20 protein-coding genes are annotated in these 17,545 nt (G+C 65.9%); 11 read left to right on the plus strand and 9 right to left on the minus strand.

Going from position 1 to position 17,545, the window contains the following annotated elements; translation table 11 throughout:
* Positions 1-20: 20 nt before the first annotated feature.
* Entirely contained in the window at positions 21-1,199 is a 1,179-nt protein-coding gene (locus AC5I49_RS26385; RefSeq protein WP_495790127.1) for a M20 aminoacylase family protein, read from the minus strand.
* Between the two features lie 10 nt (positions 1,200-1,209).
* Positions 1,210-2,193, minus strand: coding sequence for a tripartite tricarboxylate transporter substrate binding protein (locus AC5I49_RS26390; protein ID WP_495790128.1), 984 nt, complete (start codon positions 2,191-2,193; stop codon positions 1,210-1,212).
* Between the two features lie 134 nt (positions 2,194-2,327).
* Between AC5I49_RS26390 and AC5I49_RS26395 the strand changes: the two genes are divergently transcribed.
* Positions 2,328-3,278, plus strand: a complete 951-nt coding sequence (locus AC5I49_RS26395) for a LysR family transcriptional regulator (RefSeq protein ID WP_244388123.1) — start codon at positions 2,328-2,330, stop codon at positions 3,276-3,278.
* A gap of 348 nt (positions 3,279-3,626) precedes the next feature.
* Here AC5I49_RS26395 and AC5I49_RS26400 read toward each other — a convergent pair whose 3' ends face one another.
* From AC5I49_RS26400 to AC5I49_RS26410, 3 genes are read right to left on the minus strand one after another with little or no spacing between them, the layout of a single operon-like run.
* Positions 3,627-3,809, minus strand: a complete 183-nt coding sequence (locus AC5I49_RS26400; RefSeq protein ID WP_158528271.1) for a hypothetical protein — start codon at positions 3,807-3,809, stop codon at positions 3,627-3,629.
* 19 nt (positions 3,810-3,828) lie between these two features.
* Entirely contained in the window at positions 3,829-4,083 is a 255-nt protein-coding gene (locus tag AC5I49_RS26405) for a hypothetical protein (protein WP_158528272.1), read from the minus strand.
* A 40-nt stretch (positions 4,084-4,123) separates the two neighbouring features.
* Positions 4,124-5,338 (minus strand): HAF family protein, encoded by a 1,215-nt coding sequence (locus AC5I49_RS26410; RefSeq protein ID WP_046239844.1) that lies wholly within the window; start codon positions 5,336-5,338, stop codon positions 4,124-4,126.
* A 294-nt stretch (positions 5,339-5,632) separates the two neighbouring features.
* Here AC5I49_RS26410 and AC5I49_RS26415 point away from each other — a divergent pair, with 294 nt between their 5' ends.
* Together AC5I49_RS26415 and AC5I49_RS26420 are read left to right on the plus strand one after the other, a co-directional pair.
* Entirely contained in the window at positions 5,633-6,127 is a 495-nt protein-coding gene (locus AC5I49_RS26415) for a hypothetical protein (RefSeq protein WP_016451677.1), read from the plus strand.
* 249 nt (positions 6,128-6,376) lie between these two features.
* The gene (locus AC5I49_RS26420; protein WP_017403923.1) at positions 6,377-7,801 is read left to right on the plus strand and encodes a dihydrolipoyl dehydrogenase; all 1,425 of its coding nucleotides are present in this window, start codon (positions 6,377-6,379) and stop codon (positions 7,799-7,801) included.
* Positions 7,802-7,829: 28 nt separating this feature from the next.
* On the opposite strand, the gene AC5I49_RS26425 is transcribed toward AC5I49_RS26420, so the two are convergent.
* Positions 7,830-9,650, minus strand: coding sequence for an SbmA/BacA-like family transporter (locus AC5I49_RS26425; RefSeq protein ID WP_017403922.1), 1,821 nt, complete (start codon positions 9,648-9,650; stop codon positions 7,830-7,832).
* A gap of 284 nt (positions 9,651-9,934) precedes the next feature.
* On the opposite strand from AC5I49_RS26425, the gene AC5I49_RS26430 reads away from it, so the two are divergent.
* Positions 9,935-10,546, plus strand: a complete 612-nt coding sequence (locus AC5I49_RS26430) for a chromate transporter (protein ID WP_495790129.1) — start codon at positions 9,935-9,937, stop codon at positions 10,544-10,546.
* Positions 10,543-11,151: a chromate transporter gene (locus AC5I49_RS26435; protein ID WP_244388119.1), complete on the plus strand. Its 609-nt coding sequence runs from the start codon at positions 10,543-10,545 to the stop codon at positions 11,149-11,151. Before AC5I49_RS26430 ends, AC5I49_RS26435 begins: the two co-directional genes overlap by 4 nt.
* A 113-nt stretch (positions 11,152-11,264) precedes the next feature.
* Here the strand turns inward: AC5I49_RS26435 and AC5I49_RS26440 are convergent, their stop codons facing one another.
* Together AC5I49_RS26440 and AC5I49_RS26445 are read right to left on the minus strand one after the other, a co-directional pair.
* On the minus strand, positions 11,265-12,044 hold the full coding sequence (locus tag AC5I49_RS26440; RefSeq protein ID WP_203400916.1) for an SIR2 family NAD-dependent protein deacylase: 780 nt from the start codon (positions 12,042-12,044) through the stop codon (positions 11,265-11,267).
* 57 nt (positions 12,045-12,101) lie between these two features.
* Positions 12,102-12,740, minus strand: a complete 639-nt coding sequence (locus AC5I49_RS26445; protein ID WP_016447146.1) for a TetR/AcrR family transcriptional regulator — start codon at positions 12,738-12,740, stop codon at positions 12,102-12,104.
* 222 nt (positions 12,741-12,962) lie between these two features.
* On the opposite strand from AC5I49_RS26445, the gene AC5I49_RS26450 reads away from it, so the two are divergent.
* From AC5I49_RS26450 to AC5I49_RS26470, 5 genes are all read left to right on the plus strand, one after another.
* A complete protein-coding gene (locus AC5I49_RS26450) occupies positions 12,963-13,466 on the plus strand; it encodes a VOC family protein (protein WP_016447147.1) in 504 nt (167 codons plus the stop codon).
* Between the two features lie 73 nt (positions 13,467-13,539).
* Positions 13,540-13,962: a VOC family protein gene (locus tag AC5I49_RS26455; protein ID WP_034365141.1), complete on the plus strand. Its 423-nt coding sequence runs from the start codon at positions 13,540-13,542 to the stop codon at positions 13,960-13,962.
* Positions 13,963-14,009: 47 nt separating this feature from the next.
* Complete coding sequence (locus AC5I49_RS26460) at positions 14,010-14,393, plus strand: VOC family protein (RefSeq protein ID WP_013802186.1); 384 nt, start codon at positions 14,010-14,012, stop codon at positions 14,391-14,393.
* Positions 14,394-14,401: 8 nt separating this feature from the next.
* Positions 14,402-14,878 (plus strand): SRPBCC family protein, encoded by a 477-nt coding sequence (locus AC5I49_RS26465; RefSeq protein WP_016447149.1) that lies wholly within the window; start codon positions 14,402-14,404, stop codon positions 14,876-14,878.
* Between the two features lie 25 nt (positions 14,879-14,903).
* Positions 14,904-15,281 (plus strand): DUF1428 domain-containing protein, encoded by a 378-nt coding sequence (locus tag AC5I49_RS26470; RefSeq protein WP_016451671.1) that lies wholly within the window; start codon positions 14,904-14,906, stop codon positions 15,279-15,281.
* On the opposite strand, the gene rlmB is transcribed toward AC5I49_RS26470, so the two are convergent.
* Positions 15,278-16,069 carry a 23S rRNA (guanosine(2251)-2'-O)-methyltransferase RlmB gene (gene rlmB, locus AC5I49_RS26475; RefSeq protein WP_016447151.1) on the minus strand — a complete coding sequence of 264 codons (792 nt, stop codon included), beginning with the start codon at positions 16,067-16,069 and terminating at the stop codon, positions 15,278-15,280. The two genes, AC5I49_RS26470 and rlmB, sit on opposite strands and share 4 nt — an antisense overlap.
* 215 nt (positions 16,070-16,284) lie before the next feature.
* On the opposite strand from rlmB, the gene sstT reads away from it, so the two are divergent.
* Positions 16,285-17,508, plus strand: coding sequence for a serine/threonine transporter SstT (sstT, locus tag AC5I49_RS26480; protein ID WP_016447152.1), 1,224 nt, complete (start codon positions 16,285-16,287; stop codon positions 17,506-17,508).
* The last annotated feature ends 37 nt before the right edge of the window (positions 17,509-17,545 follow it).

Consider the following 17,545-nt stretch of genomic DNA (forward strand, 5'->3'; position numbering starts at 1 on the left):
ATGCGCCGGGCCGAACCCGTTCAACCGGCCACCAGAAACCGCTGCGCCAGCAGAACCCAGTACGCCGCTCCCACGGCGATGTTGTCGTCGTTGAAGTCATAGCCCGGGTTGTGCACCATGCAGGCGCCCTGCTCGCTTGCATGGCCATTGCCGATCAGCAGATAGCTGCCTGGCACGCGCTGCAGCATGAAGGCAAAGTCTTCGCTGCCCGGCAAGGGTGGCGCCTGCAGCGTGACATGTTCCGGGCCCAGCAGCTCCAGCGCGATCTGGCGCGCGAAGTCCGTCTCCTTGGGCGTGTTGACCAGCACGGCATAGCCGGGTCGCCAGTCGAGTTGCGCCTGCACGCCGAAGCTCTCGGCCTGCGCACTCACCAGATCGCGAATGCGCTGCTCCAGCAGCCTGCGCACATCGGCATCCAGCGCACGCACGCTCAACTCCAGCACCGCACTGTGGGCGATCACGTTGTTGGCCTTGCCCGCATGGATGGCGCCCACGGTCACCACCGCCATCTGCAGCGGATCGATGTTGCGCGAGACGATGGTCTGCAAGGCCATGACGATGCTGGCGGCCGCAACGATGGGGTCGGCCGCGCGGTGCGGCATGGCACCATGCCCACCCACCCCGGTGAGCGTGAGCGTGGCGTAGTCGGAAGACGCCATGGCCGCGCCCTCGCGCAGGGCCAGCCTTCCCTGGGGCAGGCCCGGCATGTTGTGCATGGCAAAGATGGCGTCGCAGGGATGTCGCTCGAAGAGGCCGTCCTCCATCATGCGCAGGGCGCCGCCGCCGCCCTCCTCCGCAGGCTGGAAGATCAGCGTGAGCGTTCCGTCGAAGCCGCCGTGCTCGGCCAGATGCCGGGCCGCTGCCAGCAGCATGGCGGTATGGCCGTCATGGCCGCAGGCATGCATGACGCCGGCATGCGTGCTGGCATGGGCGAATTCATTGGCCTCGGCGATGGGCAGGGCGTCCATTTCGGCACGCAGGCCCAGGCGCCGGTGGCCGCTGCCGCGCACCAGCTGCCCCACCACGCCCGTGCCGCCCAGGCCGCGCTCCACCTCGTATCCCCATTGCTCCAGTTGCTGCGCGACCAGGGCGCTGGTGCGGTGTTCCTCGAAGCCGAGCTCGGGGTGCCTGTGGATGTCGCGGCGCACCTCGACGAAGGCTGCGGCCGAGCCGCGCAAAGTGTCCAGAAGGGTGTTCATGTGCGGCGTCTCACTGGGGTTGCAGGCGGATGGAGCGGGCAATGCTGCGGTAGCGGGCCGTCTCGGCCTCATAGAACTGCGCGGCTTCGGCCAGCGACATGGGCGCCGCGGCCAGTTGGGTCTGCAGGGCCAGTTGCTCGCGCACGCCCGGGTCCTTGAGCATGGCGCCTATCGCCTGGTGCAGCCTTTGCAACACCTCCTGCGGCGTGTCCTTGCGCACCAGGAAGCTGGTCCAGGTCTTGTAGGCGAAGTTTTTCAGCTCCCGGCCCTCACGCACCGTGGGCACATTCTTGAGCAGCTCCGATCGCTGCTCCCCCAGCTGGCCCAGGATCTTGAGCCGGCCCTGCTCGGCCAGCGCGCCCATGGCAGCGCTGTAGACGAGCACAGCGAAATCGACTTGCCCGCTGCCGATGTCCTGCAGCAGCGGCGCGTTGCCCTTGTAGGGCACATGCATGAGTTGTATGCCAGCGTCCTGCTGCACCTTCTCCAGGATCAGGTGGTAGAGCGAGCCAATCCCGACGCTGCCGTACGACAGCGGCCGGCTGGCGCTTTTGCGGGCCAGCGCGATCAGCTCATCCACATTGCCGGCCTCCAGGTCCTTGCGAGCGACGAAGACCATCACGGCCTCGGCCACGGGATGGACCAGGCGGAAATCCTCGCACTTGAGCCGCACGGCGGCATTGGCCAGCGGCGACAGGATCACCTCGTTGGGCGAGCCCTGGAAGACGTAGTGCCCGTCAGGCGGAGCGGCCAGCACCTTTTGCGCGGCCATGGCGCCGCTGACGCCGCCCAGGTTCTCCACGATGACCTGCTGGCCCAGTGCCTTGGACAGCGGCACGCTGAAGATGCGGGCAACGGCATCCGAAGGGCCGCCGGCCGGATAGGGAACCATCAGGCTCACGGGCCTGGAGGACGGGCTCTGCGCACAGGCCAGGCCCGCGCTCAGCAGCAGGCCGGCGCCCGTCAGCCAAACGCGCTGGAACAAAAATCTCATCATGTCTCCTTGGTGGATGGCTCCGGCTCGGTCGGCCGGATACGCGGCATCCTAGGAGCCGGGTCATCGAACGTCCAATGCATTGTTGGCTGCATTAGCATGAGTTTCATGCAGACTTCAGGGCGCGAAAAATCATGACGCTGGTGCAGCTCAGACATCTCATATCGGTGGCGCAGACCGGCTCCTTCAGCCGCTCGGCCGAGGCCATGCATCTGACACAGCCGGCCCTCAGCCGCAGCGTGCGCGCGCTGGAGCAGGAGCTGGGCATACCCTTGTTCGACCGCATCGGCCGCCACAGCGAACTCACAGCATTCGGCCGCGAGATGCTGGGACGGGCACGCGCCCTGGTGACTGAAGCCGACGAGCTGCGTGACAGGGGGCGCCAATTGCGCGAGGGTGCGGCCGGCACTGTGCGTGTGGGCCTGGGATCGGGCCCCGGCGCAATATTGATGACGCCGTTCCTGCAGCACATGACCGTGCACCATCCCGGCGTGCGAACCGAGGTGGCGCGCGGCAGCACCGATCTGCTGGTGCACTCGCTACGCGAGCGCCTGCTCGACGCCCTGGTCGTGGACCTGCGCGCGCTGCGGCCCGCACCCGACCTTGCGCTGGACGTCGTGCACGAAATGCGCGCCGCCTTCATGTGCCGCACCGACCATCCACTGGCCCGCCTGCAGCGGGATCTGCGCTTCGAGGATGTGCAGCGCTACCCCGTCGCCTCCACCCCATTGAGCGACCAGGTGGCCTGGCTGCTGGTGGAGACCTATGGCGCCATGGCCCACCCGGCGCGGTTCGTCACACTGCAGTGCGAGGAGTTGCCTAGCCTTGTGGACGTTGCGCGCAACAGCGACACCGTGCTGCTGGCCGTGCGCGCCGTCGCCCCGGACCTGGCCGAATTGCCCATGGACCCGCCCATGCGCAGCACCGCCCGCTTCGGGCTGGTCACGCTGCGTCAGCGCAGCGAGGCGCCGACGCTGGCAATCCTGCGAGGCCTGATGGGGAAGTTGATGGCCGACGATGCCCCTGCGCCGGAACAGGCGCCCAGCCATGGCGGAAGGCCGGGCCGCATGGCATTGCCAGACTGATTTGATGCTGGTAATTACTCATCAAATGGCCAAAAAGCAAATCGCAAGCAGGCAAAACAAGCCATGTGAAATTAGACAGTTAGCTTTCAAGCCCTGATCAATGTAGTTCCCTAAAGGAATACCCAAGGCAATAAGCAGCTGTCACCAACTTATTTCCCGATATCAAAACACTGCCACAAGTATGATAAAAGCCAGCTCCAACTGAACTACCATTTGCATACAGGCTGCTATTTTCCAAATTTATTAGACCATCTTCCGAAAAATAAATATTATTTGCATGCGCCGCAGATGAGGACATTAAAACACCAAATACCACCATAGTGGACAATGATTTTTCATATCGAAATCTCATTTCAACCCCTTTATCTCATCGTTTTTAAATTGATACTGACGAGCAGGAGTCCACAGATTCTGCACACAGCACGCGTTGTCTGTGGACGCCCAGATGATGGCGCGAAAGCTTTCATCGCCCAGTTCGCTGTAGCAAGCCACCATTGCGGTATCGCCTATATTCACCACAGGCGCATTCATACCGCAAACATGCTCATATTCATTTCGCCATCATCTGAAGTGGCATTAGTTCGGTTTTACCTGTATTCGCAGTCATCATTTCCATCAATTTCGACAACTCGCTCGTTCGCGCCATCATCAGGGGCAACATACTATATGAGCCCAAAAAAGCCTGTGCCGCATTGGAGGAGGAAAAATTCTCGAATGAAATGCCGTTCGCTTGCACTGCAGGGGCCCAGAGCCCGCACACAGCGATTGCCAGTGTGGTTGCAAGTCTTGGATATCGCATCTTCATGGTATTTCCTTTATGCACGGTGTGAGACGAGGCTGCGCCTTCATGGCGTGCACAGGTTCTGCACGAAGGCATGCGTGGCCAATTGCGCGACTTCGCTCCTTCCTGTCATGTAGCAGCCATCCTGGCTCAGTGCCGAGGCCGCACTGTTCTCGCCGCCTGCGAGGGTTCCCTGGTCCACGGTGCCGCCCAAGGGGGTCCAGGTGATGGCGTGCGAACTTCCGTCGGCCAGTTCGCTGTGGCCTGCCACCGTTCCGTTGTCACCGATATCCACCACACGTGCATTCATGCCGCCAGGCAGCGGAGGAATATCGCGGATGACACCGGTCTGGCTGTTCCAGTAATAGGGCATGCTGCGCCCGTCTGCCAACTGGTAGTGCCCAATCACCTCGCCGAGGATGTTGAGATCGACGCCGCTGTTTCGCGCGGGCGGGGACGATATGGACAACACCTGCGGACTGGAGGACGAGTTGAGCCAGACGACGGTGCGTCCACCCTGGGCACCGAAATCGCAGTAGCCCATGATGCGGGTATTGACGACGGTCTTTGCGCGGCAGAAGACGGCATTGAGAGGCAGGTTCAGGGCCGTGGCCATATAGCCGCCCAGAACTGCGGCAGACCAATAGACAGGACGCGGATGCCCGCTGTTGTCGGGACAGTTGCCCACGATGCCCGGCATGTTGCCGCCCACCACGAAATTGTCCACATCGGACGGAATGCAGTTGGTGCTGTTCAGGCCCAGCAGGCCCGCCGGCAGCGCGCGTGCCGTGGTTTCATTGTTGCGCCACATGACAGGGCGGGCCGTGTTGCTGCCGCTCAGGCTGACGCCTGCCACATAGCCGCCCTGGTTGAATGCCGTGGGCATGCTGCGCACATCGAGCGTCAGCGGCTGCAGTGTCTGCACCGTGGCCGGCGTGGCCGCATTCCAGAACACCCCCACGGACACCGAATTGCCGTCCAGGCAGCTGCCCACCACCTGGCCGCTGTTGGTGATGGCCGCCGCGTTGCAGTTGCGGCCCGGCGACAGGCGCACAAGGTCCGCCGCACTGCCCGGCGCCAGCGACACGAAGCCTGCGGACGAGCCGTCGCTCTCTGCACAGGCGCCCACGACATGGCCGCTGTTGTTGATGTCCAGGCCCACGCATTGCGGACCTGCCGACGTGCCCACGTCCTGCATGGGCAGGGCCTGCGCGGCCGGCAGTGCCAGCAACGCTAGGCACGCAACGGAAAAATTCAAATGCTTTGGCTGAAGGCGCATGAAGGGTTCTCCTGAAAAAGCAAAGAAGTCGTTCATGGAAATCGGGCGCCGAACAGGAAATCCGCATGGGGCTTGGCATATGCGCGCCGGCGCAGACGCTATTTCCGTGATCCGCATCCCGGCCCCACGATAGGCATCGCGGTATGGAGCCGTCCATCCGAGCAGCAATCAAAACAACAAAAACAATCAACAAAATCAAAAGCTTGCAAAAGAATCCTCCATCAATAATTGTCTCATCGGCATCCGGGATTCAGGCCATGCCATAGCGCAGCGCCATATGAATGGGGGCTCTCCATGGCAATCACACACTGCCTGACATCCGACAGCGCATGGCCGAATGGAGCAATTCGCCGCCGCTGGAGTCCGGCAGAACTGCTGGCACTCGAACGCTGGGCCGGCGTCCTGCCCGTGCAGGTGATCTGCCGCCGACTGGACCGCAGCGAACGCTCCGTTCGCTGCCAGATGCACAGGCGCGGCCTGAGCACCCGGGTCCGCGAAGGCGTCGGGCTGAGGCAGGTCTGCGAGGACCTGCAGCTTTCTGCACGGTCGGTGAGGGCCTTCATCCTCGATGGCCGCCTGCGCCTGCACAGCGCACAGGTGCATGGCGAGATGGTGGCGCAGCTTCATTGGTCCCTGCGCCGCTGGTTGCAAACAGCGCAAAGCCGCTTGTGCCGTGTCAGCCATTTGAGGGTTACCGAGACCTCCCTCAGGCGCTTTGCGCGGGAAGCGGATTTCGGCGCATCAGGCAGCCGCACGGGCGCGGCATGGCAACACTGGGCATCCGGCTAGCCCCTGCGCGGCACGGGCCGGGCCCTGGATGTCCAGCAGCGGTTTCGGCCCTTCGCCTACGACTGCCGCGAGCGCCAGCATGCAGACTGGCACGCATGTCCCATGGCAGGCGAGGCAGTCATCTCGACCATCTGTCGGCACTTCAGTCGGCACTTCAGTCGGCACTTCCGTCGGCACACCTTTCGGCACATCCACCGGCAGCGGAGACCTCCACGGGACCTGGTGCCACAGTCAAAGGAATCAGACAGCATGAAAAACCCACCCACCACCGCCCTCGACGTGATCATCGTCGGTGCCGGCTCGGCCGGACTGTCGGCACTGCGCGAGGTGCGCAAGCACACGGAGCATTTCGCCATCGTCAACGACGGGCCCTGGGGAACGACCTGTGCGCGGGTGGGATGCATGCCGTCCAAGCTCCTGATCGAGGCGGCCAACGCCTTCCATGCACGCCATCACTTCGATGCCTTCGGCATACGCGGCGCGAGCGGGCTGCAGCTGGACCTGCCCGCCGTTTTGCGCCGCGTGCGCAAGCTGCGCGACGAGTTCGTGGCAAGCACGATCAAGGCCACGGAGGGCCTGGGCTGGCGGGCCATCGACGGGCGCGCCAGGCTGCTGGCAGCCAATCGGATCGAGGTCAATGGCAAGGTGCTGGCTGCGCGCAAGCTCATCCTCGCTCCGGGCTCAAGCCCCGTGGTGCCGGAGGAATGGAAGCGCTTTGGCAAGCGCATCCTGACCACCGACACCTTGTTCGAACGCAAGACGCTGGGCCCGCGCGTGGCCGTCGTCGGCCTGGGTCCGCTGGGCGTGGAGATTGCACAGGCGCTGGCGCGGCTGGGACTGGAGGTCACCGCATTGGGACGCGGCCCGAAGCTGGCGGGCCTGTCCGACCCGAACGTCACCGATGCGTTGCGGCATCTGCTTGAGAAAGAGATGACGGTGATCACCGACCATGAAGTGCAGTTGAGCAAGGGCCCGGACAGCAGCATCGTCGTGCGTGCAGGCGACACCCGCATCGTCGTGGACCATGTGGTGGCCGCCATGGGTCGGCGCCCGCAGCTCGAAGGCCTGGGCCTTGAGACGCTGGGACTTGAGCTGGACGAACACGGCCAGCCGCCCGTAAGCCGCGAGACACTGCAGGTCGGCGAGCTGCCGCTGTTCCTCGCGGGCGATGCCAATGGCGACCGCCCCTTGCTGCATGAGGCCGTGGACGAAGGCCATATTGCCGGCACCAACGCCATGGCAGAGAACGTGGCCTGCTTCGAGCGGCGCACGCCGCTGTCCATCGTCTTCAGCTCGCCCAACGCGGCCGTCGTGGGCCAGCCCATGAAGGCGCTGCTGGGGCAGGACTTCGTGGTGGGCCGCGTGGATTTCGCGCACCAGGGGCGTGCGCGCGCTGCGCAGCACAACGCGGGCCTGCTTCACGTCTATGCGGACCCGGCCAGCGGCCGGCTGCTGGGCGCGGAAATGTGCGCGCCGGCCGGCGAGCATCTGGCCCATCTGCTGGCCCTGGCCGTGCAGCAGCAACTGACCGTGCATGAGTTGCTGCGTGCGCCCATCTATCACCCCGTGCTGGAAGAGGGCCTGCGCACCGCCCTGCGCGACGCGGTGCGCCAGCTGCCCCAGCAGCCGCCCTCCGACCTGGGCAACTGCGATTCTTTGCCCATGGACGATTGATCGCGCGCGGCCCAGGGCCGCACGCGGATCAAGCCTGGGGGGCGCTCTGCGGTGCGCTTACTTCCGACAGCGTCCACCCGCCATTGCCATCGACCGCCAGCGCGTGGGTATGGAAACCCGCCAGCGTGCTGCGGTGGCCCACGCTCACCAGCATGGTCGAGCGCATCTGCTCGCGCAGCAGCGTGTACAGCGCATGCTCCAGGCCCTCGTCCATGGCCGAGGTGGATTCATCGAGAAAGACGATGGCGGGCCGGTTGAACAGCACGCGGGCAAAGGCCAGGCGCTGCTGCTCGCCAATCGACAGAATGCGGGACCAATCCTGGTTGACATCCAGCTTGTCGGCCAGATGGGCCAGGCTGACCTGGCGCAGCGCCTGTTGAAGGCGCTCGTCGTCCTGCGGTGAAGCATCCATCGGATAGGCAATGGCCGTGCGCAGGTCGCCCAGCGGCAGATACGGGCGCTGCGACAGGAACAGCGCCTGGTGGCCGCCCGGGCGGCCCACCGTGCCCTGGGCATGCGGCCACAGGCCGGCAATGGACCGCAGCAAGGTGGTCTTGCCACTGCCCGAAGGCCCCTTGATCAGCAGCGCCTGGCCGGGAATGAGCTTCAGTTGCAGGCCGCTGAGCAGGTGGTGGCCGTCCGGGCGGCTGACCTGCAGGTGCTCGATGTCCAGGGCGCCGGGCTGCTCTCTGTGGACGACCTGGGGCAGTTCGCGGGTCTGCGCATTGGCATCCAGAAAGCCGCACAGGCGATCCAGCGCAGCGCGGTACTGGGCGAAAGTGTCGTAGGAGGTTCGGAAGAAGGACAGCGCATCCTGCACCTGCCCGAAGGCCTGCGAGGTCTGCATCACATCACCGAGCTTGATGGCACCGCTGAAAAAGCGCGGCGCCTGCAGCAGAAAGGGAAAGACCACGGCCACTTGGTTGACGGTGAGGTTGAAGCCGTCGAACTTCAGGCTGCGGTAGACCAGCGCCCAGACATTGGCGATCAACGCCGAAAAGCGCGTCAAAAGCGTGTTGCGCTCGATGGCCGCGCCCTGGTAGAAGGCGATGTTCTCCGCATATTCGCGCACGCGCACCAGGGCGTAGCGGAAGTTGGCGGTCAGCCTCTCGTTCAGGAAGTTCAGCCGAATCAGCGGCTGGCCCAGGCGAAAGGCGATCAGCGTGGCGACGATCACATAGAGGTAGACCGCGAACACCATGGCCCGCGGAACCTCCACGCCCGCCACCGCGATGGGCGCGGACAGCCCCCAGAGAATGCCCGTGAACGCCACCAGCGAGACCACCGCGCTGACGGCACCCAGCGCCAGGGTCAGCGAGTTCGAGACAAAGGTGTTCACATCCAGCTCGATGCGCTGGTCGGGGTTGTCCACCGGCTCGTCCAGGAAGTGGCTGCGATAGTAGGCATCGCCGCGCATCCAGTCGGTGGTCACGCGCTCGTTGAGCCAGACCCGCCAGCGGATGCGAAACGCCTGGTTCACATAGAAATTGAACAGCTCGCGCAGGATGTGGACCGTGGCCAGCACCGCAAAGATACCCAGGAAGCGCCAAAAGCCCTTCTGGTCCAGTTCCTGCAGCGCGCTGTAGAAGCCGTTGTACCAGTAGGAAAACAGCACGTTCATGCGCACCGAGACCAGGGCCAGCACCAGCAGCAGCGTGAACACCAGCAGCGGCCACCAGCTGTTTCTGGGGTGCAGGAACGGGCCGGCCAGCTGCCAGAACTGCCGACCCCAGCGGGTGAATCGAACCACCAGCAGCGCCACGGCCGCGAAAGCCACGACGGTGATCACTGAGGCCGCCGCCAGCCAGACCAGGCTTTCCTGCAGCGCCTTGCTCCAATCCATGTCCATGTCGGAGATCCTCGGGTTGTGTGGGTGGAGAGAATCTACTCCTGTTCAGACATGCCGGCGGGCAGGCCTGGGCGCATGCCGGCAGCAAGCCATCTGCGCTTGCAATGCCCCCATCGCCTTTGCCGATGGGGCCGCTGCCGACAAGGCCGCTGCGCAGGATTAACATTCCGTGCGTGCCGCCCCGGCGGCACGCACGAAGACAGGACCGGCCCGCGCGGTTCCCCCACGACAACAGCGATGCCCTCCCGGGGCCCTGCCCGGGCGGCTCAGACACAAGCCAGAACATGCCCGCATCGCCGCCCCAGGCCCACCCGCCACACGACCCCGCCGATGTGCCGGCCCGGCGCCCCGCCCCCGCCAATCTGCGCGATCTGTTCTGGTCCTTCACATGGCTGGCCCTACAGGGCTTTGGCGGTGTGCTGGCCGTGGTACAGCGCGAGCTGGTCGAGAAAAAGCGCTGGCTGACCAATGAAGAGTTTGTGGAGGACTGGGCCGTGGCCCAGATCATGCCCGGCCCCAATGTGGTCAACCTGTCCATCACCATTGGCGAGCGCTACTTCGGCTGGCGCGGTGCCTTGGTGGCCGTGTGCGGCATGCTGTGCTTTCCCATGCTGCTGGTGCTGACGCTGACCGTGATCTATTCCCAGCTGGCCGACCACCCCGCCGTGGCCGGCGCGCTGCGCGGCATGGGCGCCGTCGCAGCCGGCCTGGTGGCGGGCATGGGCCTGAAGCTGGCCAGCACGCTGAGCCGCCACCCGCTGGGGCGCTGGTGCAGCGCGGGGCTGGCGCTGGCCTCGTTCATTGCCATGGCGGTGATGCGCATTCCGCTGGCCTGGGTGCTGCTGGTGGTCGGCGGCGCGGGCTGCGTGCTGACCTGGAGAAAGCTCACGCCATGAATGCTGCCCACCAGATTGCACTGAGCCTGCAGCCCGCCGACTGGTTGCAGTTGATGCTGTATTTCCTGACGCTGTCGCTGATGGCCGTGGGCGGGGCCATTGCCACGGCGCCCGACATGCACCGTTTTCTGGTCGATGGCCATGGCTGGCTCAGCGAGGCGCAATTCAGCTCCTCCATCGCCATTGCCCAGGCGGCGCCCGGGCCCAATGTGCTGTTCATCGCCTTGCTGGGATGGAACCTGGGCCTGAACGCAGGCGGAGGCACGGGCCTGCTGGCCTGGGCCTTTGGAGCACTGGGGGTGACCATCTGCATGATCGGCATCCTCTTGCCCAGTTCGCTGCTGGCCTGGCAGGCATCGCGCTGGGGCCAGCGCAACAGGAACCGGCGCGGCGTGCGGGCCTTCAAGCAGGGCATGGGCCCTCTGGTCATCGGCCTGCTGCTGGCCACGGGCTGGCTGCTGGGCACGGGCAGCGGTCGCGCCGCCCAGGATTGGCGCCTGTGGCTGCTGACCCTGGTCTGCGCCCTGCTGGTCTGGCGCACGCGCATCCACCTGCTGTGGCTGCTGGGCGCCGGCGCGGCGCTGGGAGCGCTGGGCTGGATCTGAGCGGATGCGCGAGAGGGAGGGGACTGCCCCGGTTGTGCGTCAAATGGAGCCGCCATGGCGCAAGCCCCTTCCCTCCCCCCCTGGGCCGCGTCGGGCGGCCTGCCCCTCCGCCTTCAGTCGCCCAGCAGCAGCGGCAGCACCTGTGCCGACGGGCCGCGCAGGCATTGGTGGGCCGCGTCATCCAGCTCGGACGGTGCGGGATTGATCACGGCCACATGTGCGCCCGCCCTGCGTGCGATTCGCGCCAGCCCTGCAGCCGGGTACACGGCGCCCGATGTGCCCACCACCAGCAGCACATCGCACTGCTGCACCGCCGCCTCCGCGGCCTGCCACACGCCCATGGGCAGGGACTCGCCGAACCAGACCACGCCCGGGCGCACCAGGTTGCCGCAGACGGCGCACTGCGGCGGCTCGCCCGGCTTCACCTGGGCCAGATCGCAGCATGCGCGCGGCCTTTCCAGCCATCGGTCCCGCATCAGCTCACCATGCAGGCACAGCACGCCGGGGCTGCCTGCGCGCTGGTGCAGGCCATCGACGTTCTGCGTGACCAGCGTCATGCGGCCCGGGTGGCGCAAGGCCCATTGCGCCAGCGCATGGTGGCCGGCGTTGGGCTGCACCGCAGCCACGGCTTCGCGCCGGTGCGCATACCACTGCCAGACGCGCTGCGGATGCGCGCGAAAGCCTGCCTCGCTGGCCATGTCCTGCGGGTTGAACTGTGCCCAGTAGCTATTCTTGTCGTCGCGAAAGGTGGGTACGCCGGATTCGGCGCTGACGCCTGCGCCCGTGAGCACCGCGATATGGGCTGCACGCGCGATGCGGTCGCGCAGCTCGCCCTGGCCGGCCAGTTCAGGCTCGGCGGGGGAAGGCGAGGAAAGGGAATGTTCGTCGGGCATCGGGGCGGCGATGGAAAAAAGGCAGGCCATTGTGAGGCAGTGTCGCCCCGCCACGCATCAAATGCCTTTTTCCACCATCTCCAGCAGGCGCAGCGCCAGCGCGCGCCGCTGCTCGGCGGTGGCGTGGCGCAGCGGCCCGTCTATCACCAGCAAGGCCATGCCGTGCACCGCGGACCAGGCCAGGAACTCGGCCTGGGGCCGGCGCTCGGCAGGCAGCACGCCGGCCTCGGCCATGCTGTCCAGCGCATAGCCCAGCAGCTCGAACGGGTTCAGTCCCATGGCCGCTGCACGCGTGGTGTCGGGCGGCAGGTCCACGTCGTACTCGACCGAAGCAAAGGCCGTGCGAAACCAGCCGGTCTCCGTCTGGGCAAAGCCCAGATAGCCGCGCCCCACGGCAGCCAGCAGCGCGCGTGAGCGCTGCAGCACATCGGGCAGGGTGCGCGCCTGGGCCATTTCGGCCTCGATGGCTGCGGCCAGTGCGCCCAGGGCCGCGGCGCGCACGGCATCAAACAGCGCCTGGCGGTTGGCAAAGTGACGATAGGCTGCATTGGGCGCCACGCCCGCCCGGCGCGTGGCCTCGCGCAGCACGATCGCCTGGGGACCGCCTTCACGCGCCAGCGCCAGGCCAGCCTCGACCAGGGCCTGGCGCAGGTCGCCGTGGTGATATGACTCACGCCTGACACGTCGCTGCGTCACTGTTTTGCTTCCTTTTTTCTGCGTGGCCACATCACCCGAGAGGGAAGACAGCCCTGCCCCGCCGATTTACAGCTTGACACCGAAGCTGACAGCGCCTGATGTGGACAGCGTCCATTTTAGTCCCTAGCATATGTGAACGGCGTACACACGCCGGGCAGAAATCGATAAAAAGCCGGCATCGAACGGCATGAAACGGTTATCACCGTCACCAAGGAGACAAGCATGGCTTTGCACACCGGCCGCATACAGCCCTGCCTCTGGTTCGACAACCAGGGCGAGCAGGCGGCGCGCTTCTATACCGAAGTCTTTCCCGATTCCCGCATCACGGCCATTGCGCGCTACGGCGAAGCAGGCCACGACATCCACGGCAGGCCGGCGGGCAGCGTGATGACGGTGCAATTCGAGCTGGAAGGCCAGCCCTTTCTGGCACTCAACGGCGGCCCCATGTTCCGCTTCAACGAGGCCGTCTCGCTGATGGTCAGTTGCGATACACAGGACGAGATAGACCACTACTGGGGCGCCCTGTCCGAGGGCGGCGACCCGGCGGCGCGTCAATGCGGCTGGCTCAAGGACCGCCATGGCCTGTCGTGGCAAATCGTTCCGTCCCAGATGGCGAGCTGGATGGGAGGCCCCGACATGGCCGCCGCCCAGCGCGTGATGCAGGCCCTGCTGGGCATGCAAAAGCTGGACATCGCCGCTCTTGAGCGCGCGCATGACGGCGGCTGAAGCCTCCTGGTCCCCTCCTCCCGTCCTCCCGTTCCTCCACTCCCCTCGCCACCGTCCCTCCCAGGAGCGTTCCATGCAATTCATCCCCTATCTGAACTTCAACGGCAACTGCGCCGAGGCCTTCGCCTTCTACGCCAGGCTGTTCGGCGGCACCATCGTGCACCAGAGCACCTTTGGCGAGACGCCGGGCATGGAGCAGATGCCCGAGGCCGACAAGCGCCTGATCATGCATGCCCACCTGCAGATCAAGGACCAGGCGCTGATGGCCTCGGACGCCACCGACAACTGCGGTGGCGGCGGCTACCAGCAGGCCCAGGGCATGTGGATCTCGATCGGCGTGGACGACGCCACCGAGGGCGGCCGCATCTTCAACGCGCTGGCCGAAGGCGGCAAGGTGACCATGCCCTTCCAGGCCACGTTCTGGTCGCCGGGCTTTGGCATGGTGACGGATCGCTTCAACACACCCTGGATGGTCAACGTCAAGGGCGAGGCCTGAACAAGGCCGGCCGACACATTGCCTCAGTCACCCAAGAAGGAGTCCTCATGAACGCCAATCCCGTCGTCTGGTTCGAGATCCATGTGCAGGACATGGCGCGTGCGCGCCGGTTCTATGAAACCGTCTTCCAGGGCAAGCTGGAGCACCTGCCCGCGCCCGATGGCTCCGACAGCCAGGAGATGCTGTCCTTTCCGATGGACATGACAGGCCCCGGCGCGGGCGGAATGCTGGTGCGGATGGACGGCGCACCTTCCGGCGGCGGCGGCACGCTGGTCTATTTCGGCTGCGAGGACTGCGCCATAGAACAGGGCCGCGTCGAGGCCGCAGGCGGGCGCATCGAGCAGGCCAAATTCTCCATCGGCCCCCACGGCCACTGCGCCGTCGTGGTGGACACCGAGGGCAACCGCATCGGCCTGCACTCCATGCAATGAGGAGCACCATGACAGCACAAGACCTTCCCGAACACGCCAACGACCTGGTGCTCACGCGCCTGTTCGACATCCCCGCCGACAGGCTCTACCGCTGCTGGACCGAGCCGACGCTGATCCAGCAATGGTTTGCACCCAGCCCCTGGAGCGTGGCCCGGGTGGACAACGACGTGCGGCCCGGCGGCCACAGCCTCATCGTCATGCGCAGCCCCGAAGGCCAGGAGATGCCCGGCAGCGGTGTCTACCTGGAAGTCATTCCCAACCGGCGCCTGGTCTTCACCGACGCCTTCACCCAAGGCTGGGTGCCAGCCGAAAAGCCCTTCATGACGGGCATCGTCACCTTCGACCCCGAAGGCAGCCAGACCCGCTATACCGCCCGGGTGCGCCATTGGAATGCCGCCGACCGCGCCCAGCACGAGGCCATGGGCTTTCACAGCGGCTGGGGCCAGTGCGCAGACCAGTTGGCGGAACTCGCAGCCCGGCTCTGACGCCGGTTTTCACCAGGAGAGCACCATGCACTACATCGACGGATTCGTACTGCCCGTTCCCCGGGCCAACCTGCAGGCCTACCGCGAGGTGGCCGAGGCCGCAGGCAAGGTCTGGATGGAATACGGCGCGCTGCAGTACTGGGAATGCGCGGGCGACGACGTGCCCATGGGCAAGCTGACCTCGTTTCCCCAGGCCGTGCAGCTCAAGGAAGGCGAGATCGTGTTCTTTTCATGGATCGTCTATGCCTCGCGCGCGGAGCGCGACCGCATCAATGCCGCCGTCATGAAGGACCCGCGCATTGCCTCCATGGACCCGGCCACCATGCCCTTCGACGCCAAGCGCATGTTCTGGGGCGGCTTCGAGAGCGTGGTGGAGCTGGGCACCGACGGCGCGCCAGCCTAGATCTGGTCGGCCGGGGCGGCGGATACGGCAGGCGTGGTGCCCAGGCCGCGCTGGCGCAGCGCCTCGTACAGGCACACGCCGCTGGCCACGGACACATTGAGGCTGGAGACGGCACCCATCATGGGAATGCCGATCAGCTCGTCGCAGGTCTTGCGCGTGAGCTGGCGCATGCCGTCGCCTTCTGCGCCCAGCACCAGGGCCGTGGGGCCCTTGAGGTCCACCTCGTACAGGGTCTTGGGCGCATCGTCGCTGGTGCCGATGATCCAGATGTCGCGCTCCTTGAGCTCGTTGAGCGTGCGCGCCAGATTGGTGACCATGAAATAGGGCACGGTCTCGGCCGCGCCGCTGGCCACCTTGGCCACGGTGGCGTTCACGCCCACCGCATGGTCCTTGGGGGCAATCACCGCATGGGCGCCTGCGCCATCGGCCACGCGCAGGCAGGCGCCGAGGTTGTGCGGATCGGTCACGCCGTCCAGCACCAGCAGCAGCGGGTTGCTGACGCCATCGGCCTCCAGCTGCTCCAGCAGTTCATCCAGCGAATGCACCTGTGCCACCGCCTCCACGCGCGCGGCCACGCCCTGGTGGCCGTGGCTGCCGGCGAGCTTGGCCAGGCGTTCACCGTCGGCCTCGATCAGCCGGACGCCGGCCGACTTGGCGCGGTCGAGGAACTGGCGCATGCGCGCATCACGGCGCGTGGCCTCGTAGTAGACCTCGATGATGGATTGGGGCGCGGTCTTCATGCGCACGCCGACGGCGTGGAAGCCGAAGAGAACTTTGGGGGACGACATGGGGCGCGATTATCCCGCCAATTGGGCGCAGCCCCGGCACCCGCCGGACGAAGCCCGTCTGCACGCAACGGCTCCTGTGGTTTTTACGTAGCCGCTACACTGCGCGGGTTGGCCGCTTTCCAGCGGGCCCCTCTCATTGCGGCATGCACCGAAGCCACGGGCATGCCGCTTTGCATTTTTCATCGCCCTGTTTTTTCATTTCTTTCTCAACCATCATGCTCAAAGCCTTTCTTGCCTGGCTTGCCCGCACCAGCCTGGTGGGCCAGATCGCCATCAGTCTGGTCGCCGGCGGCCTGTTGGCCTGGCTCTGGCCCGAGGCCGCCCAGTCCGTATCCCTGCTGGGGACGCTGTTCATCTCCGCCCTCAAGGCCGTTGCCCCTGTCCTGGTGCTGCTGCTGGTGGTCTCGGCCACCAGCAACCACCGGCCCGGCCACGCCACGCAGATACGGCCCATCCTGTGGCTGTATGTGCTGGGCACCTTTGCCGCGGCCGTGGTGGCCGTGGTGGCCAGCATGGCCTTCCCGTCCACCATCCAGTTCAAGGACGCCGCCCCCGCCCAGGGCGCGCCTGGGCGCATTGGCGAAGTGCTGATGGCCCTGGTGCAAAGCGCCTTCGACAACCCGGTACGCGCGCTGATGAATGCCAACTACATCGGCATCCTTGCCTGGGCAGTGGCCATGGGCCTAGCCCTGCGCCACGCCTCTGAGACCACGCGCGCCGTGATGCATGACCTGGGCCAGGCCATCACCCGCGTGATCCAGGGCGTGATCCGTCTGGCGCCGCTGGGCATCTTCGGCCTGGTGGCGGGCACCTTTGCCCAGTCGGGCCTGGAAAAGCTGCTGGACTATGCCCACCTGCTGGCCGTACTGCTGGGCTGCATGCTCTTCGTGGCCCTGGTGGTCAATCCGTTCATCGTCTGGACGCAGACGCGCCGCAATCCCTATCCCCTGGTGCTGACCTGCCTGCGCGAGAGCGCGGTCACGGCCTTCTTCACGCGCAGCTCGGCCGCCAACATCCCGGTGAACCTGGCGCTGGCCAAGCGCCTGGGCCTGGATGAGGACACCTACAGCGTCTCCATCCCGCTGGGCGCCACCATCAACATGGCCGGCGCCGCCGTCACCATCAGCGTGCTCTCGCTGGCTGCGGCCCATACCCTGGGCATCCAGGTCGATCTGCTGACCGCCATCTTGCTGTGCGTGGTGTCCGCGGTGTGCGCCTGCGGCGCCTCGGGCGTGGCCGGTGGCTCGCTGCTGCTGATTCCGCTGGCCTGCAGCCTGTTCGGCATCTCCAACGATCTGGCCATGCAGGTGGTGGGCGTGGGCTTTGTGATCGGCGTGATCCAGGACTCGGCCGAAACCGCACTCAACTCCTCCACGGACGTGATCTTCACGGCCGCGGCCTGCGAGGCGGCCGGGCGGCGCGAAGCTGTCGCCGCCTGAGGTCCTGCCACTGGTTGCAGCCGCTTGACCCGGCGGC

Source organism: Delftia sp., from assembly GCF_059499305.1.

Excerpts from the sequence above, each read along its gene's own strand:
- AC5I49_RS26470 (WP_016451671.1), top strand. The coding sequence starts at position 14,904 with ATGCACTACATCGACGGATTCGTACTGCCCGTTCCCCGGGCCAACCTG.
- AC5I49_RS26425 (WP_017403922.1), bottom strand. The coding sequence starts at position 9,650 with ATGGACATGGATTGGAGCAAGGCGCTGCAGGAAAGCCTGGTCTGGCTG.
- AC5I49_RS26435 (WP_244388119.1), top strand. The coding sequence starts at position 10,543 with ATGAATGCTGCCCACCAGATTGCACTGAGCCTGCAGCCCGCCGACTGG.
- AC5I49_RS26410 (WP_046239844.1), bottom strand. The coding sequence starts at position 5,338 with ATGCGCCTTCAGCCAAAGCATTTGAATTTTTCCGTTGCGTGCCTAGCG.
- AC5I49_RS26455 (WP_034365141.1), top strand. The coding sequence starts at position 13,540 with ATGCAATTCATCCCCTATCTGAACTTCAACGGCAACTGCGCCGAGGCC.
- AC5I49_RS26405 (WP_158528272.1), bottom strand. The coding sequence starts at position 4,083 with ATGAAGATGCGATATCCAAGACTTGCAACCACACTGGCAATCGCTGTG.
- AC5I49_RS26440 (WP_203400916.1), bottom strand. The coding sequence starts at position 12,044 with ATGCCCGACGAACATTCCCTTTCCTCGCCTTCCCCCGCCGAGCCTGAA.
- AC5I49_RS26415 (WP_016451677.1), top strand. The coding sequence starts at position 5,633 with ATGGCAATCACACACTGCCTGACATCCGACAGCGCATGGCCGAATGGA.
- AC5I49_RS26385 (WP_495790127.1), bottom strand. The coding sequence starts at position 1,199 with ATGAACACCCTTCTGGACACTTTGCGCGGCTCGGCCGCAGCCTTCGTC.
- sstT (WP_016447152.1), top strand. The coding sequence starts at position 16,285 with ATGCTCAAAGCCTTTCTTGCCTGGCTTGCCCGCACCAGCCTGGTGGGC.
- rlmB (WP_016447151.1), bottom strand. The coding sequence starts at position 16,069 with ATGTCGTCCCCCAAAGTTCTCTTCGGCTTCCACGCCGTCGGCGTGCGC.
- AC5I49_RS26395 (WP_244388123.1), top strand. The coding sequence starts at position 2,328 with ATGACGCTGGTGCAGCTCAGACATCTCATATCGGTGGCGCAGACCGGC.
- AC5I49_RS26450 (WP_016447147.1), top strand. The coding sequence starts at position 12,963 with ATGGCTTTGCACACCGGCCGCATACAGCCCTGCCTCTGGTTCGACAAC.
- AC5I49_RS26420 (WP_017403923.1), top strand. The coding sequence starts at position 6,377 with ATGAAAAACCCACCCACCACCGCCCTCGACGTGATCATCGTCGGTGCC.
- AC5I49_RS26430 (WP_495790129.1), top strand. The coding sequence starts at position 9,935 with ATGCCCGCATCGCCGCCCCAGGCCCACCCGCCACACGACCCCGCCGAT.
- AC5I49_RS26400 (WP_158528271.1), bottom strand. The coding sequence starts at position 3,809 with ATGAATGCGCCTGTGGTGAATATAGGCGATACCGCAATGGTGGCTTGC.
- AC5I49_RS26460 (WP_013802186.1), top strand. The coding sequence starts at position 14,010 with ATGAACGCCAATCCCGTCGTCTGGTTCGAGATCCATGTGCAGGACATG.
- AC5I49_RS26390 (WP_495790128.1), bottom strand. The coding sequence starts at position 2,193 with ATGAGATTTTTGTTCCAGCGCGTTTGGCTGACGGGCGCCGGCCTGCTG.
- AC5I49_RS26465 (WP_016447149.1), top strand. The coding sequence starts at position 14,402 with ATGACAGCACAAGACCTTCCCGAACACGCCAACGACCTGGTGCTCACG.